Genomic DNA, 17,827 nt, shown 5'->3' on the forward strand with positions numbered 1-17,827 from the left:
TTCATCAAAATATCCCCCTGCTCAAATGAAAATCTGCTATCGTATAATTAATACTAGAAATGAAGGGGTACGGTATGAAACGTTTTTTATTTACTTTCATGTTAGGTATGGTCCTCGTCAGTGCGAGCATCCTTATCTTTCAATGGATGGGATTCTCAACAGAAAGCGCGGTGGATAAAGGTACGGTAGCGGTGGATCAATCGTATTCGATCATCCATAAGGCGGATACTTTCCAAATAAGCCAGACTCTCCGTTTTTCATCAGCGGTTCCTGATAGGATGACGATCACCTGGCCGGTCGGGGCAGAAGGTTATTCGTGCATCAATCAATCTGAGGATAATTGTCTTACAAAAGAGAACGGTGAATTTCTTATAACAAATATCAGCGGGGCCGAGGAGACTGTCACCCTTACGTATTCTTTAAAAGTGCCTGTAGAAAATGGACGTCTGCTCTTAACGGATTGGTTTCCTGTTCTTTCTTCACTTATTACCGAAAAAACCGATATTCAGATCATAGAAAAAAATGTAAGAGAGGGGAGATGGGTTGCAGGCTACCCTTCTTTCCATCATAAAAAGCTCGATTACATCGATTACTATTTCTTTGATGGTGAGGGGGGGCCGTCAGACCTGATTTGGCTGACTGGTGAATGGGAAGAACATGAAACGGAAGCGGGCAGGATTTTATTTCCTCATTCAGATACAGCAGACCTTGAGGGACTGGAAGCATTGAAGTCCAGCGGTGGATATGTGACCGTTGTGCGTTCGAATGAACTCACTCCCCATTCTTCTCCCCACCTGATCATTGTGAAAAATATGGACGAAACGGCCATTGCTGATGTGAAGGAAAGCCTGATCTATCAATCCTATACCTCGAAGGATGAAGAGGGGTGGATGAAGGAATTCATCGCCGGTCTTCTATTGAACAGGCCACCTGCAACCGGAAAAGCTTCCTGGGCATACAAGGAGATTCGGGAAGCATTGACACCTTCCCAAATGGATGTATTTCGAAGGGAAGTCGAGAGACAAAAAGTACGCACGGTGGATGGGGTCAAACTCGATGAATGGGTAGAGGATGTCACCGGTTTTCACAGTTCGTTTTTCCGTGAAGGGCTGAATAGTGGTGGTCCGTTAACTCTCGCTGCTGATAAGTCCATCATTGTCAGTGACAGACCGGTTGAGCTATCCTATATTCTCTATAAGCAAAAGAAGTTCATTCAATTTCCACAAGCTTTGAAAGCCTTGGGTATGGACTATGAGGAGCTGGAGACGGGGGTTTACTTCATGTCAATGGATGGAAACACGTTCAGGTTCTATGTGGATGAAGACTATTTTATCTATAATGAAGAAAATTACGGCTTATTAGTAAAACCGGTACAGAAAATTGGGGATGCAATTTATATGGACGTTCACTGGTTTGAGAAACTATTTAAGGTTAAAGTCATCGAGAAGGAGAAATCCATCGAGGTAACACGACAAACATAAAAAGCCCTGCAGAACATTCTGCAGGGTCCTTCTATATCCATTTCTGGAAAGAAGGCAAAGGGAGAGGAGAAACCGGAGGAAGAACTTATGGGGAATCGTAAGTCTTCTCCGCGGTTGGCAACAACATCAGTTAGGATGCTGTTATGCATAGTATCACCTATCGTCCCGAAATTATACATGTCTCCACCTTTTTTCGAATGTGGCGATATGTGACAAGATATGTTAGGATAGTGAAGAAAAAATACATATATGGTGGATGATTATGAGAGTAATATCAGGTACATTGAAGGGCAGGCCGCTGAAGGCCGTCCCAGGTAGTGGTACAAGACCCACGACCGATAAAGTAAAAGAATCGATATTTAATATGTTAGGACCCTATTTTGACGGGGGATCTGGCCTTGACTTGTTTGCCGGAAGCGGAGGACTTGGGATTGAAGCCCTCAGCAGGGGTCTGGATTCAGTGATATTCGTGGACCGTGATGCTAAGGCATTTCAGACCATCAAGTCCAATCTTGAAGACTGTCAATTATCGGAGCAGAGTGAAGTGTATCGCAATGAAGCGACAAGGGCCTTAAAGGCGATCGTCAAACGAGGGATTGCATTTGATTACATCTTCCTCGATCCGCCTTACAAACAGCAAAAGCTTCAACAACTTCTCGCATACATCGATGAACACAACCTTTTAAATGAAAGCGGTTTCGTTATGTGTGAACATGGATCGGAAATCGCACTGCCCGAACGCTGTGGAAGTTTAAAGAAGGTAAGAGAAGAAACCTATGGAATCATCAGGATATCGATTTTTTCCAAAGTGGATGATTGACGACGAAAGAGGGGTAAGAAAATGCCAAGCATAGCAGTTTGTCCAGGGAGTTTTGATCCCATTACGTACGGACATTTGGATATTATTAGACGAGGTGCGAAAGTTTTCGATCAAATCAATGTAGTGGTGCTGAATAATTCTTCTAAGAAACCACTGTTTTCTGTGGAGGAACGAATCGAATTGATCCGTGAAGTGACAAAAGACATTCCTAATGTCGTTGTCGGTTCTTTTCAGGGCTTATTGGTCGACTATGCGAAAAATGTCAATGCAAAAGCCATCATCAGGGGCTTACGGGCGGTTTCGGATTTTGAATACGAAATGCAGATCACCTCTATGAACAGAGTGCTTGATGACGAGATTGAAACGTTCTTCATCATGACCAACAATCAATATTCATTCTTAAGTTCAAGCATCGTTAAAGAGGTGGCTAAATACGGCGGCGACATTTCTGAACTGGTGCCGGAACGTGTTGAAGAATCGTTGAAAGAGAAATTCGATGAACTAAATACTGGCGAAGTATAAGAAAAGGGTGCTTCCATCAACAATACAGATGGAATCACCCTTTTTTAATTTTTCAACTGTCTATATGAGTAAAGACCAATGTACAGCATCAAGCTGAAGATGGTGACGATAGGACCGAATGTCTTGAACCAATACAGCGTATCGTTCCAAAAGGGTGCGCTGTCCATAACGAATACCGGGACCGCATTGGAAAGTTCTTCATCAGAGAATCTGATGTAAACAGGCTTCCAAATCAGGAGTGTCACGACCGAGGCGGCAATACCATGAACGAAACGTGCATAGAAAAAAGGTTTGAAACGTATATCTGTCTCGGCAAGGATACTGGCCACTTGGGCCTGCACGCTGAATCCGCTGAATCCAAGTATAAAGCTTGTGATGATCGCCTGATGAAGGAGGGTGGCTTCTGTCACCCCGCTGGTGAGCTTAGAGCCCAATGTGATTTCAAATAACCCTGAGATGAGAGGGATCCTCAGCTGTTCCGGTAATTGCAACAATGAAAAGAATGCAGTCAGTCCGTCTGCAAAGAACGTCGTAATGTTTAATAGATAAAGCATTTTATTGATGACTGAAAACAGGATGATGAAACCGCCGATCATCAATAACGTTTGGATGGAAGAAGTCACTGCGTCTCCCAACAGCTTTCCGATGGGGCGGGAATCCTTTTCTCTCGTACGAAGAAGGGCAGCGAAGGCTTCGAAAAGGATGAACCTTTGCCCCTTTGAAACTCTTTCAGGCTCAGGGAGCGGATCATTTCTTCCATAGAATCTCATCGTGATCCCTACAAGGAAATTCCCTGCATAATGGGCGATGGCAAGCACGATGCCAAGGGTCGCATTTTGAAAGAATCCGACCGATACGGCTCCGAATATAAACAGCGGGTTGGAAGAGTTGGTGAAAGAAACAAGACGCTCGGCCTCAAGCTTCGAGATTTGTCCTTCCTGACGGAGCCTTGCCGTCAGCTTTGCCCCTGCAGGAAACCCTGAAGCCATTCCCATTGCCCAAACGAACCCGCCGACTCCCGGCACCTTGAATAAAGGTCTCATCAGAGGCTCAAGCATAACACCGATAAACCGGACGACCCCGAAACCGATCAAAAGCTCCGACACGATAAAAAATGGAAGCAAAGAAGGAAAAACAATTTCCCACCACATATCCAGACCCCTGATGGATGCTTCCAAAGATTCCCCCGGCATCATGATGAGTGATGCAGCAAATGCGGTGACACAAAATGATAATGCCAAGGTTTTCAGCTTCGATTTAAACAACCGTACTTCCTCCTCCGATGAATAAGGCTTCTTCTATCTCAATCCCTTGTGAAAAGGGGAAAGAATGGTAAAATGAGAGTACATTCAACTTGTCCTCATATTATTCAATATACTCATACAATAAGGAAATAGACCATATGATGAATAAACCGTTCACTCGGGAAAAGGGGGAAGGGCATGGACAGACCTAAAATCGGTTTAGCCCTCGGATCGGGCGGCGCCAGGGGGTTCGCGCATTTAGGTGTACTGAAGGCATTTGTCGACGCCGGCATCCCGATCGATATGATTGCCGGCAGCAGCATGGGCGCACTGGTCGGCTGCTTTTATGGAGTCGGGCATAAAATGGAGGACTTATATAAGCTGTCCACCACTTTCAGGAGGAAGTATTACTTAGACTTCACCGTCCCTAAAATGGGCTTCATTTCCGGAAAAAGAATAAAAGAATTCATTCAGCTATTCACCCATAATAAAAATATTGAAGATCTGAATATCCCTGTAAGCGTCGTGGCGACTGATATCACCAACGGAGAGAAAGTGGTGTTTACTTCAGGGCCGATTTCAAGTGCTGTTAGGGCGAGCATTGCGATACCTGGCATATTTGTCCCGGAACGGATCAATGGCCGTCTATTGGTCGACGGGGGAGTCATCGACCGGGTACCGGTCTCGGTTGTAAAAGAGATGGGAGCGGATATCGTGATAGGTGTGGATGTTTCCCATGTGAAGCGGAATGCCGAGATTACCACCATTTATGATGTGATTATGCAGAGCATTGATATTTTGCAGCTCGAAATCGTCGCTCACCGTGAATTTGCGTCAGATTTCATGATCAGGCCCCATGTGGAAATGTACAGTACGAGGGCTTTCAAAAATATTGAAGAAATCATCGACATGGGTGAAGAAGAGGCAAAGAGGGTTATTCCTTCAATTCAGGAAGCGTTGGACAATTGGAAGGAGTAAACAAATGAAAACCAGAACCTTAATCAGAACCATTGTCATCATGACGCTAATCATGGTGGCGACTTCTTTTTATTATCTACCTTTTTATGTAACAAAACCTGGAGGGGCTCATGAACTGGATCCGATCGTCCATGTTGAAAATGGATTTGAAGACGACGGGGAATTGATGCTGACAACCGTGAGGATGGGTAGGGCCAATATTTATGCCTATCTGATGGCAAGCATAAGGAAATATGAATATATCTACCCCGTGGACGAAATCAGAAGTCCTCATGAAAGTGATGAAGAGTATAATCTCCGTCAGTTGCACCTCATGGCCGACTCTCAGAGCCATGCGATTGAAGTGGCTTATAAAAAGGCTGGGAAACCATATCAGTATCATTATAAAGGGATCTATGTCCTCAATATCTATCCTTCCATGCCTGCTGAAAAAATACTGAAGCCAGGTGACCGCATCACTGCCATCGACGGACAACCCTTTCAGTCATCAGAGGAATTCATTGCATATGTAGGCGGGAAAAAAGAGGGGGAAAAGGTCAACATCACCTTTGTGAGGAACGACGAAGAAATGAAAGAAGAGATTCCCCTGCAGGCATTTCCCGATATGCCGGATAAGATTGGGCTGGGCATCACATTAAGCGATGATAAAGAAATCTCAACCAACCCGCCTGTGGCGCTCGATACGGAAGAAATCGGAGGTCCTTCTGCAGGCTTGATGTTCAGCCTGGAAATCTATGACCAGTTAACTGAGGGTGACCTTGCAAAAGGGCACCGGATTGCCGGGACCGGGACAATCTCGGAAGACGGACAGGTTGGCCGGATTGGAGGCATCGAGCAGAAGATCATTGCAGCGGATAAAGCAGGTGCTGAGTATTTCTTGGCACCGGATGAAGTCATCACGAAGGAAATGAAAGAAAAATATCCTGACTTGGAATCGAATTATGCGGCAGCAAAAAGAACTGCAGCAGATATCGATACAGATATGAAAGTGATTCCTGTGCAGACATTCGAAGAAGCGCTATCCTTCCTTGAATCCTTAAAATAAAAGCAAAGAGACTGCCCGAACTATCGGGCAGTCTCTTTTTCTGTTTACACAATCACGGGAGGATGGGCCCATTCCTGATGCAGCAGTTTCTTCCGTGCATGCACATCCTTCAAGCCCAAAGCATAGATTTCTGCACCTCTGACATCCAACTTGATGTCCTCTTGATCGGCACCGGACAGCTTGCTGATCATTGGGAGTGGAAGATGTTTTTTCTGATGACCGAGGTATTCCCTGCCGGCACTATTCATGCCGAGGAGGCGGATATAGCGGGGGGCGTCATGCCTTGAGCGCATTTCATCCTTTTTGGTATTGGTCAATACATGCAGTAGCATCCGCTGAAGTCGGGTCCATGTATAACGCTTCGTTTTTAATTTCATCATGAAATCTTCGAAGGAGACAGAAGTCTTCGCACACTGTTTCATCCGGTTTTCGATGCCCTCTTCTATTTCATATATCTCTTTTAATTCTTCTGTGGGTGAAGTAAGCAGTTTGAATTGTAAAAGATCCCAGTAATTTTCCCAACGATGATAACCTCCGAATTCCGCTGAATATTTTTTCATCTCATCGATCGATGTCATCGGGAGGTAGGGGGTGACCTCCTCATCGGAACCGGCGCCGAAAATGCTTTTTCGTATGCTCGTTGCACTTGCGATGGAGGAAGAGGAAAAGTGTTGATCATGATATCCGGCAGCTTCCCTGGTAATGGTGAACGCCTTCATTGATGATGCAATCTCATTTCTTGCTTCCATGTAATGAAATCCTAAAATGTTGTTTGGCTTGCTTAAATCAATGATGGAATCGTTCTTCCCCAACATGTTGAAAGCGGAGGAGAGGGCGGAGGGATAGCTCATCCCATCCTGGATATACTCTTTAATGAAGGCATTGTAGGAGGTTTTGTTTCTATCAATAAAACTTACTGTCTCTTCAAATGCTTCAATATCTCCATCTTCACTGCCAAAGCAAAAGCTCTCACATCCCATGCTGTGGAGGAGCGAAATCGCCCCTCTTGAAAAGATCTCTGCATGTTGGGTCGCAAAGCTGTACGGAAGTTCGATGACAATGTCTACACCAGCAGCGAGCGCCATCTTCGTACGTGCCCATTTAGAGACAAGTGCAGGTTCGCCGCGCTGCAGAAAGTGGCCGCTCATCACTGCGACAACAATATCGGCCCCGGTTGCTTTCTTTGTTTCCTTCAGGTGAAATAAATGTCCATTATGGAAGGGATTATATTCTACCACTACTCCTGTAGCCAACATCTATGTCCCACAACCTTTCTACGTTCTATCTATGTACATATCTTCATTATTATATAAGGGAATGTCCACAAATCTCTCATATTTCAAAAGAATCTCAATGAAATGGAGAAAAGATTTGAAAGAGCATCTATTTAAACGTTATAATGACATCACTATAGTTGTAAAGAGTGTAAAGAAAAAATATTGACAAACGGTATTATGAAAGCTATAATTACCTTTGTTGCCTTGAGGTGATTACATTGAAATGGTCAATAATACAATTGCAAAAATTTCGAGACAAGGGACTTTCAATTGACGAATCAATCAATTTGGATGAATTGAAAGAAATCGATCCCCAGATTATAGACGTTTCGCCTATACGAGTGACTGGAAAAGCAGATATCGGTTCCAACCGGGTCACTTTCCATCTTCATATTGAAGGGAAACTCGTGTTACCTTGCTCAAGAACCCTTGTGGATGTCGATTTACCTGTTGACATCAATACGATTGAGACATATCTTCTAAATGAAGCTGATTATGATCAGTATGAAGAAGAGGAAGTACATCGTATACAAGGTGATGTTATTGATTTAAAACCTGCTATCAGAGAATTACTGTTACTTGAGATTCCGATGCAAGTAATCAGTGATGAAGCGAGAGAACATGATGAATTGCCTTCTGGAAAGAATTGGGAAGTTATGACGGAAGAGCAGGCATATCGTGTCGAAGAAGAGGAAGAGAAGAAAGTAGATCCTCGTCTCGCTGATTTAGCAAAGCTTCTTGATCAAAACAAGAACTCTTAAAAGCGAAGTACCAGTTCGACTGGCTTCATAATAAGAATGAATCTCTTTTAAGGAGGTGGGAAGAATGGCAGTACCTTTTAGAAGAACTTCTAAAACAGCAAAAAGACAACGCCGTACACACTTCAAACTAAGTGTACCTGGTATGGTAGCATGCCCAAACTGTGGTGAAATGAAACTAGCACACCGTGTTTGTAAAGAGTGCGGAACGTATAAAGGAAAAGAAGTTGTAAACAAATAATCGTTTACTTCGAAAAAAAGCGTGAAGAGGCCATGGCTCTTCACGCTTTTTTTATATGGCTCTTTTCGCATAGATTGTTGCTATTATTAAACGTTAATTTGAGACTGTGGAATGAAAAATTCCCATAGCAATGATCAAGGGTAATGTACTTGAATGATGTTGATAAATACTATTCAGGAGATGAATAAGCAGTTAATTCAGTGAATTTATGGTTTTTACCTTCGATGGTTGATTCTCGCTGCAGATGCTCGACTCCTGCGGGAACTGATGGACAGTCCGAAAAGCGGAGGCGGCTCGTTCAGCCCCGACAAGCATAAGATGAATGGGCCGTGAAGGCGGTCTTTGCCTTCATGGACCATTTAGCTTATGACCTCGAGGGGCTAGCCGCCGCAGCTGGACAGGTGAGACCCCGCAGGGCAAAGCCCGAGGAGCTCTCGCCAGCCCTGCGGAAAGCGAGCATCTGGAGCGGAAATCAACCGCTTCTGACTTGTCTAAAAGCCACAATGTTTACGAAAACAGCCTTTTATATATATCGGCTGCTTGTACAAAATGGTGCCCAAAGCCTCTTTCGTACCGAAACTTCTTTTCATGCATAATGAAAAGGCATACACTGGAACTAGGATGTTTATGGAAGGGGTATTAGAGAGTATGGGAGATTATACAATACATATGGATGAATCAGGGATACTTCGGTTCGTGATTGACCGCCCTGAAAAGAGGAATGCAGTGAGTTATGAAGTGATGGACGGACTTTCCCTTGTGCTCGATGAAGCAGTGGAAAATGAGAATGTGAAGGCGCTGCTCATCACGGGCAGCGGTGACCAAGCATTCTGTTCAGGAGGGGATTTGTCCCAGTTCCATCGCCTGAAGACGGAGGATGAAAGTTATGAAATGTTGAATAAAATGGGAGGGATCCTTTCGAATCTTGCTTTTTTACCTAAACCTACCATCGCTTACATTAATGGGACAGCAATCGGGGGTGGATGTGAAATCGCGGCAGCGTGTGATTTCAGGATAGCAAGCAGATCGGCGAAAATGGGATTTGTTCAAGGGAACCTTGCCATCACCACAGGATGGGGAGGAGGGACTTTATTATTTGAAAGGCTTCCTGCCAGTAAAGCTTTATCCTTATTAATGACAGCCCGGGTGGAGAATACAGGGGAACTTTATGATATAGGGTTCATTGATCACCTGGTAGATGAAGGACTGACAATCGAAGAATCGCCATTACTTCAAATGATCTCATCTAAATCACCCGGGGTGCTCAGGGCATATAAACAACAGCTCCTGAACAAATGGGATATAGAAAAAATGAAAGAAAATATGAAAGAAGAAATCCGGCAATGTGCAAAATTATGGGCCGGGGATGAGCACCATGAAGCGGTGGACAAGTTCTTGCGAAAGTGAGGCAAACACTTCTGACTGAACAGGGAGCAGGAACCCTGTTCTTTTTTTATGCTAAAAAAGCACGGGCAGATTCTATCTTCTCTAGTAAGAGCATATGTATGGAGAAACTGATCTTTATGGGGGGATGGAAATGTCTTCAAATAGACAGGATGCGTGGAGTCAGGATGAAGATGTATTATTGGCCGAAGTAGTGTTGCGTTTCATACGGGAAGGGGGCACACAGCTGCAGGCATTTGAAGAAGTTGGGAGGAAACTTTCCAGGACGGCAGCTGCCTGCGGATTCCGGTGGAACTCCTTCGTCCGTAAACAATATAAATCCGGTATCGAGCTTGCGAAAAAGCAAAGGAAACATTCTAAAAAGCATACACCAATGATTAAACCGGCAAGTGTCCCCCAGGAAAGTAAGAAGGAACAGGATGCGGATGAGTTGCACGGGGAAGTCTTTTCGATGGACGGGATGATCAAGTATCTTCAGAAAGCGGAAGAGGCTGTTCAGAATGAGGAAAGAATCAGGGGAGAAAATGGAGAGCTTCAAAAACAACTCTCTCAACTTCAGGAAAAACTGCAGGAAACAGAATCGAGCCTGAAAGAATATGAGGCCAAATTCAACCTTCTTGAAGAAGATCATAAATCATTACTGGCAATCTTTGAAAAAGCCAGAAAGATGGCGCTTCTGCAAGGGAATGAAGACAAAGTGAAATTCCAAATGGACAAAAACGGGAATCTGCAAAGGCTGAATAAATGAGCGAACAAACAGACCGGTCAAGGATACTTGACCGGTCTGTTATGGCTTAAATTAATTATTCTTTTGTTCCGTGACGCCTTCAGGAAACCAGACGTATGGATTTTCTCCTAAATCCCGTTCAACATCGTAGGTCACAGCTTCGAAGCCCATTTTCTCCCAGAAGCCCTGGGATTTGATCCGTGAGTTTGTTTTGATCGGCAAGCCGAAGCTTTTGGCAAACTCTACAAGTGTCTTTCCGTAGCTTTTATTTTGATATTTTGGAAGTACTTCAAGCTTCCAAAGTTCAAGATAGTTTTGCGGTGGATCAAAATATTGATCGAATCGGGAATTTCGCTGATACAGGCTCATCCTGGCAACGAGTGTATCTCCGAAGTATATTCCGTAAAAAGGTGACTCACTGTCATTTTCGATGATGTTTGCCTGGAGATCCTCCAACATGGATAATTCCTGCACGCCGTATTCTTTAAATTTCTTAAACTCTTCAAGAGTTTTATAGTTAACTTTTAATTTTTCCACTTTCACTGCCATCATATGACCTCCTAAATACTCTGAAAAATTATGCCTGGTAACAGTTGGGATATCTGTATCCGTTTTCAATTATTTCAATGATGAAAACATTATTTATTATTATTATATAACAAAAAAACAAAAAATTCTGCACTTAATTAAGAAAACGTTTACAATATAGAGGAGGAATTCGACGATTTTTGTAGAATTCGTACTAGGAACAGGAGTGTTCCACGAAGAAAGGGGAGAGATTGTGCAAAAGATATTAATTGCAAACAGGGGAGAAATTGCTTTACGTATCATTAAAACATGTAAACAATTAAATATTCAAACAGTCGCTGTCTATTCAGATGCTGATGCTGATATGCCTTTCGTCAAAGAAGCTGATGCTGCACATCGTATCGGTGAATCTCAGGTGAACCGGTCTTATTTAATGATAGAGAACATTTTGGATGTGGCGAAGAAGGAAAGTGTGGATGGCATTCATCCAGGTTACGGGCTTCTGTCTGAGAATGCAGACTTTGCAAGAAGGGTGACAGAAGAAGGAATGATCTTTGTTGGTCCCTCTTCCGACATCATTGAAAAAATGGGTGATAAAGTAGAGGCAAGAAAAGCGATGGAAGAAGCTTCGGTCCCGGTGGTGCCCGGTAGTGACGGGGGCGTAGGTCTCATTGGGGAAGCAACACGTGTAGCAGCTGAAATCGGATACCCTGTCATGCTGAAAGCAAGTGGCGGCGGTGGAGGGATAGGCATGATCCGCTGTGAAAATGAGCAAGCGCTCGTTCAAAACTTTGATTCCACCAAAAATCGTGCGAAAGCCTATTTCGGCAAAGAAGAAGTATTCCTTGAAAAATGCATCGAGAATGCTAGACACGTCGAAGTTCAAATCTTCGGGGATCAACACGGGAATGTGATTCACCTTTTCGAACGTAACTGTTCGGTGCAGCGCCGCAATCAGAAAGTGATTGAAGAATCACCTTCTCCGGCATTGTCAGCCGAGACGAAAGAAAAGATGTTCGCGGCTGCCATCAAAGCGGGTAAGGCCGTCAATTATACGAATGCAGGGACAGTGGAATTCATTGTGGATGAAGAGGAAAATTTTTATTTCTTGGAAATGAATACCCGTCTGCAAGTGGAACACCCCGTAACGGAGGCAATCACTGGACTGGATCTGGTGAAATGGCAGGTGCTGGTTGCAAGAGGGGAAGCTCTGCCGTTATGCCGTCAGGAAGAAATATTAAATGACGGCCATGCAATCGAATTCCGGGTTTATGCGGAAGATCCAAAAACATTTTTCCCTTCACCCGGTCAGTTGACGACATTGGTATGGGGAGAAGGAGAATCTGTCAGGATCGACAGCGGGTATGAGGAAGGGAATAAAGTGACGCCGTTCTATGACCCGATGATATCGAAATGCATCATTAAAGGGAAGGATCGTGAGGATGCATTACATAAGGCCCGGCTTTTCTTTAAAGGGGTGTCCATTGAAGGAGTTAAAACGAATGTCCCTCTATTTAAGGATATATTGGAAGCTGAAGGCTTTAGGGAAGGATCCTACACGACCAAGTGGCTGCAGGATTTCTTAACGGTCAATCGCACGTAACGATATTATTCAACTATAAAAGAGAGAGAAACTGGAGGAATCAATCATGAAGGAAATCACATCAACCATGGCTGGAACAGTGTTAAACGTATTGGTAGAAACGAATGGCGAAGTATCTGTTGGAGATACCGTCTTAATGCTTGAATCTATGAAAATGGAGATTCCCGTTGAAGCTGAATTGGCCGGGAAAATTTCTGAAATAAAGGTGAACGTTGGGGATTTCGTCAATGAAGGCGACGTCTTGCTCGTAATCGAGGGATGATGGAGAGATACGGCTGTGAGGCGGCAAGTGCCTTGCAGTCTGATCGGTCGATACAAAGAACAGGGGAGTTTTGAGATATACAATACGACGGAGGGGATAGAATGTCTGCATCTAAAACGATCATCGGCACGCTGGAGGAAACAAGGGAAAAGATCGCATCCGGCGGTCAGGCGAAGTACCATGAAAAATTGAAAGAACAAAATAAAATGTTTGTTCGTGATCGCCTTCAACAACTGTTTGATCATGGTGATTATCAGGAAGATGGTATGTTCGCCAATAATAAAGCAGGTGATCTGCCTGCAGATGGTGTTGTCACAGCAATAGGAAAGGTGGGAGGTCAGACTGTATGTGTCACGGCCAATGACTCCACTGTGAAAGCGGGGTCCTGGGGGGCAAGGACGGTTGAAAAAATCATCCGTATTCAAGAAACAGCATTGAACCTCAAGGTTCCGATATTCTACCTGGTGGATTCGGCAGGAGCCCGTATCACTGACCAGCTTGAGATGTTCCCGAACAGACGGGGGGCAGGAAAGATTTTTCATAATCAGGTTAAGATGTCTGGGATGGTACCGCAGATCTGTGTCCTTTTCGGCCCTTCTGCTGCCGGTGGGGCATACATTCCTGCATTCTGTGACATTGTGATCATGGTGGATGGGAATGCATCCATGTATCTTGGTTCACCACGGATGGCCGAGAAAGTCATTGGGGAGAAAGTGACCCTTGAAGAAATGGGCGGTGCAAGGATGCACTGTTCTGTGAGTGGATGTGGAGATCTGCTTGCTGCTTCGGAAGAGGAAGCGATTGAAGAAGCAAAACGATATCTAAGTTATTTCCCGGCAAATTATCAGCACAAACCAAGTGTGAAAGAAGGCCTTGCGCCAAAGCATGAAAAGCTGCTCGAAGATATCATTCCCGAACATCAGAACGCACCTTTCAACATGTATGACTGCATTGACACATTGATTGATGAAGGGAGCTTCTTTGAATTGAAGAAGCTGTTCGCCCCGGAGTTGATTACAGGGTTTGCGAGACTCGACGGGAAAGTGGTAGGGATCATTGCCAATCAGCCAAAAGTCAAAGGTGGTGTCCTTTTTCATGACTCTGCTGACAAAGGTGCGAAGTTTATTCAGTTATGTGACGCGTTCCATATCCCACTGTTGTTCCTAGCTGACGTTCCGGGCTTTATGATCGGAACCAAGGTTGAAAGAGCGGGGATCATCCGTCATGGTGCAAAGCTGATTGCTGCGATGAGCTCGGCGACCGTACCGAAAATTTCCGTCATTGTCAGAAAGGCGTATGGAGCAGGTTTATATGCAATGGCAGGACCCGCATTCGATCCGGACGTCTGTATCGCACTCCCTACGGCGCAAATCGCCGTTATGGGACCTGAAGCAGCTGTCAACGCTGTTTACTCCAATAAGATTCAAGCCATTGAAGATCCGAAAGAAAGGATTCAATATGTGCAGCAAAAACAACAGGAATACAAAGAGCATATCGATATTTATAAATTGGCTTCCGAACTGATCGTAGATGAAATCACTGCTCCGAATGAATTGCGTTCTGTATTGATTCAGCGGTATAAACTCTATGAAACGAAGGAAGTACAGTTCAGTGAAAGAAAGCATCCTGTATATCCTGTATAGTATGAACGAAGGGCTCGTCCTGTGGAGGACGGGTTCTTTATTATAAACGGAGTGATCCTTTTAGCCTATTGTTTTCCTCAGGAGAAAAATTTGGTAAACTGATAGTAAAGATGAACGTAAGGAGCTATTATGAAAATTGGAATCATTGGCGGTGGGTCAATCGGCCTGCTGTTTGCCGGTTATTTAGGAAAAGTGCATGACGTCACCCTTCTCGTGAGAAGGGAGAAGCACATGCTTTCCCTCATGGAGAAAGGTGTGACAATCCTTCACGGGGAAACGTCCATCAAAGTGAAAGTCAAAGCGACAACTTCGATAGAAGAACCTCAAGACATGTACATTGTGACCGTAAAAGAATACGACCTGGGATCGATTGAGGAATTTATTCTGAAGCAGCATCGATCAACACCCCTCATGTTTGTTCAAAATGGCATCGGTCATATTGATTGGATGCATTCCCTTCCCCACGCGAATCTGATCGCAGCAACGGTCGAGCACGGTGCACTGAAAGAAAATGACGTGACAGTCCGGCATCTCGGCAGGGGTAAAACGAATATCTCCTTAGTGAGAGGGAAGTGGGGAGCAATGGAAGAATTGCTGAACGGAAGCAATGCTGCCTTTCCGTTTGTCATCAAGTCAGATTATGAAGAAATGCTCCTATCCAAGTTATTTATCAATGTACTCATCAACCCGCTTACAGCCGTTGCACGCGTCACGAATGGTAAGCTTGCTGATAACCCCGACTTACATCAAATGCAGAAAGATTTATTTCAAGAGCTTCTCCTCTTATTTCCACATATGGACGGCGTGATCTCATTCGAGGATGTCATGGCGATTTGCCGGAATACATATTACAACAGATCTTCGATGCTGAAAGATATTGAATCGAAAAGAAAAACAGAAATAGAATCAATCCTGGGCGTTCTGTTGAAGAAAGCTCATGAAGAAACCCATTTTGTACCCATCATGAATGCACTGTACAGACTAGTAAAAGGAATAGAAAGAGAAGGACTGGGGGGATAAAATGGCTTCCGTGTTTTCAACTGTCGTCGCCATATTTGTGATGGTTCCATTTTTAGGGTATTTCCTTAGCTTTATCGTGGCCAAGGAATTCCTGAAGAATCATCGGAAAGCGGTTCATTTTGCTATCGATATCACTACATTTCTATTGATCATTTCTGTTCACTTTATTGTGATCGCCATTTGGCAGACATCTTATTTGTGGGTCATCGTGTTGGTGATATGTACCATCGGGGTGCTTTTTGCCACCATGTATTGGAAGGTGAAGGGGGAGATCGACTACCCGAAAGTGCTGAGGGGATTTTGGAGGATGAATTTCCTTTTCTTCTTTACCGCATACATCACGCTCATGATTACAGGCCTGATCCTCCGAGTGCTCGATTTATATTAAGATCTGTCCGCAAAGTGCATGGACATGTCTTTTCGCAAGCAGCTTTGGTGCGACTGCTGTGCGGTGTTTTGGTTGCAAATGGTGAAGACTGACCCCGGCCGAAACCCGTGAAAGCATCAGGCAAGTTTTTTCCTTTTCCTTATGTGGAATGATATACTCATCGATAGGATATAAAGAGCCAGAAAAGGAGTAATTCATATGGAATTGGAAAGCTTAAATATTCCAGCAATAAATCAATTCGCCTCACAGTATTTAAAACAAGTGGAACCAGTCACTTCATTCTTTCATTATAATGTCAACAGTCCAAGCGTCTTCTCCGAGCGGATGAATGATTTACAATCCCGTACGTTCCAAAGAGCGGAACTTACAGAATGTATTTCGTCGTATATGGATACACTCCCTGCGTCGGAAGCCGTAGAACGATCGCTGGATAAATTAAAACATAATGCAGTGACCGTCGTGGCCGGTCAACAGGCAGGCTTATTGACCGGTCCCCTTTATACAATACATAAAATCATATCAGTCATTCAGCTGGCAAAACAGCAGGAGGCTGCATTGCAACACCCGGTCGTACCGGTGTTTTGGATTGCCGGGGAAGATCATGACTACCAGGAAGTAAATCATATCTATGTAGAGAAAGATTCAAAACTTGAAAAAATCGGATACCCTGAGAGGGTACTGGAAAAGAAAATGACTTCACATATCAACTATACACAAGCAGCGATGAAGAAGTGGCTGGATGAGATTTTGGTGCACCTTGGTGAAACAGAGTATACCCATTCCCTTTCCGAAAACCTGTACGGAATGATCGAGGAGGAAGAATCGATCGTTCGCTTCTTTGCCCGCATCATCATGAGCCTGTTCAAGGATTTTGGTCTCCTCGTCATCGATTCTTCCTATCCGCCGCTAAGGAAGCTTGAGTCTGGAAGATTCGAAATGCTTATAGAAAACAGCCGTTCAATCACGGAAGCGGTCCTTGAGCAGCAGGAAGAAATCCGTGGGAAAGGGTTCCGAACTCAATTGGACATCGGGCCCACAGCGGCAAATCTGTTTCTGCAAATCCAGGATGAACGTGCCCTTCTGGACCGGGATGAACAAACCTTTTTCGAGAAGAGCAGTGGACGTACCTATTCCACCGTTGACTTATTAACGATTCTCGAAGAGACACCAGAAGCGTTCAGCAATAATGTGGTGACGAGACCATTGATGCAGGAATGGCTGTTCCCTACACTCGCTTTCATTGCCGGTCCAGGTGAAATCGCCTATTGGGGTGAACTGAAAAAAGCCTTTGAATTCGCAGATTTGAAAATGCCGCCGGTTGTACCACGCTTGAATATCACCATCGTCGAAAGAGAAGTGGATAAAAAAATCCGTGACCTGGAGCTGACCCTTCATGGCGTCATCACAGAAGGGGTATCAACTGCCCGGGATGCTTACTGGAAATCACTTGAAAACCCGCGGATTCAGGCGGAGTTGAAAGAAATTCAAGATATCTTGAAGGGGAAATATGAAGCGATCAGACATGAAGCTGTAACAATCGATAAAGGTCTTGATGCCATCATTGATAAGAATCTTGAGTTTCATATGAGTCAATTCGATTTCCTGCAGAAAAGAATAGACAGAGCCAAGGAAGAGAAGCACGCCTTGACACTAGCTCAATTCAGCAAGGTTGAGAACAGCATCAGGCCGAATGGCGGTCCACAGGAAAGAACATGGAACATCCTTTATTTCTTGAATAAATACGGTCCCTCATTCGTCAGGGATCTCACCCTTCAGGAATTCGCCTTTGACGGAACACATAAAGTAGTGTACATCTGAAAGTGGATATAACGGAAAAAGGACCAAATTCGCTTATTAGTGCGAATTTGGTCCTTTTTCCGTTGAAT

18 protein-coding genes are annotated in these 17,827 nt (G+C 44.2%); 15 read left to right on the forward strand and 3 right to left on the reverse strand.

The features are described from left to right. Window positions 1-74 precede the first annotated feature (74 nt). The 3 genes from KH172YL63_RS07105 (at window position 75) to coaD (ending at window position 2,823) form a co-directional block, all read left to right on the forward strand. Window positions 75-1,481 (forward strand): hypothetical protein, encoded by a 1,407-nt coding sequence (locus KH172YL63_RS07105; RefSeq protein WP_173105450.1) that lies wholly within the window; start codon window positions 75-77, stop codon window positions 1,479-1,481. Window positions 1,482-1,743: 262 nt separating this feature from the next. Next, entirely contained in the window at window positions 1,744-2,301 is a 558-nt protein-coding gene (gene rsmD / locus KH172YL63_RS07110) for a 16S rRNA (guanine(966)-N(2))-methyltransferase RsmD (protein WP_173105451.1), read from the forward strand. Between the two features lie 21 nt (window positions 2,302-2,322). Beyond that, on the forward strand, window positions 2,323-2,823 hold the full coding sequence (gene coaD / locus KH172YL63_RS07115; protein ID WP_173105452.1) for a pantetheine-phosphate adenylyltransferase: 501 nt from the start codon (window positions 2,323-2,325) through the stop codon (window positions 2,821-2,823). A gap of 44 nt (window positions 2,824-2,867) precedes the next feature. On the opposite strand, the gene ylbJ is transcribed toward coaD, so the two are convergent. Further along, window positions 2,868-4,088 carry a sporulation integral membrane protein YlbJ gene (gene ylbJ, locus KH172YL63_RS07120; RefSeq protein WP_173105453.1) on the reverse strand — a complete coding sequence of 407 codons (1,221 nt, stop codon included), beginning with the start codon at window positions 4,086-4,088 and terminating at the stop codon, window positions 2,868-2,870. A gap of 177 nt (window positions 4,089-4,265) precedes the next feature. Here ylbJ and KH172YL63_RS07125 point away from each other — a divergent pair, with 177 nt between their 5' ends. Both KH172YL63_RS07125 and KH172YL63_RS07130 read left to right on the forward strand, forming a co-directional pair. Continuing rightward, window positions 4,266-5,045, forward strand: coding sequence for a patatin-like phospholipase family protein (locus KH172YL63_RS07125; protein ID WP_173105454.1), 780 nt, complete (start codon window positions 4,266-4,268; stop codon window positions 5,043-5,045). A gap of 4 nt (window positions 5,046-5,049) precedes the next feature. Further along, window positions 5,050-6,090 (forward strand): SepM family pheromone-processing serine protease, encoded by a 1,041-nt coding sequence (locus KH172YL63_RS07130; RefSeq protein WP_173105455.1) that lies wholly within the window; start codon window positions 5,050-5,052, stop codon window positions 6,088-6,090. Between the two features lie 44 nt (window positions 6,091-6,134). On the opposite strand, the gene KH172YL63_RS07135 is transcribed toward KH172YL63_RS07130, so the two are convergent. Further along, window positions 6,135-7,346 (reverse strand): nucleotidyltransferase, encoded by a 1,212-nt coding sequence (locus KH172YL63_RS07135; RefSeq protein WP_173105456.1) that lies wholly within the window; start codon window positions 7,344-7,346, stop codon window positions 6,135-6,137. Between the two features lie 239 nt (window positions 7,347-7,585). Between KH172YL63_RS07135 and KH172YL63_RS07140 the strand changes: the two genes are divergently transcribed. From KH172YL63_RS07140 to KH172YL63_RS07155, 4 genes are all read left to right on the forward strand, one after another. Continuing rightward, entirely contained in the window at window positions 7,586-8,128 is a 543-nt protein-coding gene (locus KH172YL63_RS07140; protein ID WP_173105457.1) for a YceD family protein, read from the forward strand. A gap of 64 nt (window positions 8,129-8,192) precedes the next feature. Next, entirely contained in the window at window positions 8,193-8,366 is a 174-nt protein-coding gene (gene rpmF, locus KH172YL63_RS07145) for a 50S ribosomal protein L32 (protein WP_173105458.1), read from the forward strand. Window positions 8,367-9,014: 648 nt separating this feature from the next. Continuing rightward, complete coding sequence (locus tag KH172YL63_RS07150; RefSeq protein WP_173105459.1) at window positions 9,015-9,773, forward strand: enoyl-CoA hydratase/isomerase family protein; 759 nt, start codon at window positions 9,015-9,017, stop codon at window positions 9,771-9,773. 130 nt (window positions 9,774-9,903) lie between these two features. Next, window positions 9,904-10,518, forward strand: a complete 615-nt coding sequence (locus KH172YL63_RS07155) for an RsfA family transcriptional regulator (protein WP_173105460.1) — start codon at window positions 9,904-9,906, stop codon at window positions 10,516-10,518. 51 nt (window positions 10,519-10,569) lie between these two features. Here the strand turns inward: KH172YL63_RS07155 and KH172YL63_RS07160 are convergent, their stop codons facing one another. After that, window positions 10,570-11,046: an N-acetyltransferase gene (locus tag KH172YL63_RS07160; RefSeq protein WP_173105461.1), complete on the reverse strand. Its 477-nt coding sequence runs from the start codon at window positions 11,044-11,046 to the stop codon at window positions 10,570-10,572. 232 nt (window positions 11,047-11,278) lie between these two features. On the opposite strand from KH172YL63_RS07160, the gene KH172YL63_RS07165 reads away from it, so the two are divergent. The 6 genes from KH172YL63_RS07165 (at window position 11,279) to bshC (ending at window position 17,759) form a co-directional block, all read left to right on the forward strand. After that, window positions 11,279-12,628 (forward strand): acetyl-CoA carboxylase biotin carboxylase subunit, encoded by a 1,350-nt coding sequence (locus tag KH172YL63_RS07165; RefSeq protein WP_173105462.1) that lies wholly within the window; start codon window positions 11,279-11,281, stop codon window positions 12,626-12,628. Window positions 12,629-12,674: 46 nt separating this feature from the next. Beyond that, window positions 12,675-12,890, forward strand: a complete 216-nt coding sequence (locus KH172YL63_RS07170) for a biotin/lipoyl-binding carrier protein (RefSeq protein ID WP_173105463.1) — start codon at window positions 12,675-12,677, stop codon at window positions 12,888-12,890. 101 nt (window positions 12,891-12,991) lie between these two features. Beyond that, the gene (locus KH172YL63_RS07175) at window positions 12,992-14,533 is read left to right on the forward strand and encodes an acyl-CoA carboxylase subunit beta (RefSeq protein ID WP_173105464.1); all 1,542 of its coding nucleotides are present in this window, start codon (window positions 12,992-12,994) and stop codon (window positions 14,531-14,533) included. Between the two features lie 129 nt (window positions 14,534-14,662). Continuing rightward, window positions 14,663-15,553 (forward strand): 2-dehydropantoate 2-reductase, encoded by an 891-nt coding sequence (locus KH172YL63_RS07180; protein WP_173105465.1) that lies wholly within the window; start codon window positions 14,663-14,665, stop codon window positions 15,551-15,553. 1 nt (window position 15,554) lies between these two features. Beyond that, the gene (locus KH172YL63_RS07185; protein WP_173105466.1) at window positions 15,555-15,941 is read left to right on the forward strand and encodes a DUF3397 domain-containing protein; all 387 of its coding nucleotides are present in this window, start codon (window positions 15,555-15,557) and stop codon (window positions 15,939-15,941) included. A 198-nt stretch (window positions 15,942-16,139) separates the two neighbouring features. Next, window positions 16,140-17,759 (forward strand): bacillithiol biosynthesis cysteine-adding enzyme BshC, encoded by a 1,620-nt coding sequence (gene bshC / locus KH172YL63_RS07190; protein ID WP_173105467.1) that lies wholly within the window; start codon window positions 16,140-16,142, stop codon window positions 17,757-17,759. Window positions 17,760-17,827: the final 68 nt, after the last annotated feature.

Origin of the sequence: Bacillus sp. KH172YL63 (assembly GCF_011398925.1) — a bacterium.
Lineage (GTDB): Bacteria > Bacillota > Bacilli > Bacillales > Bacillaceae_B > Rossellomorea.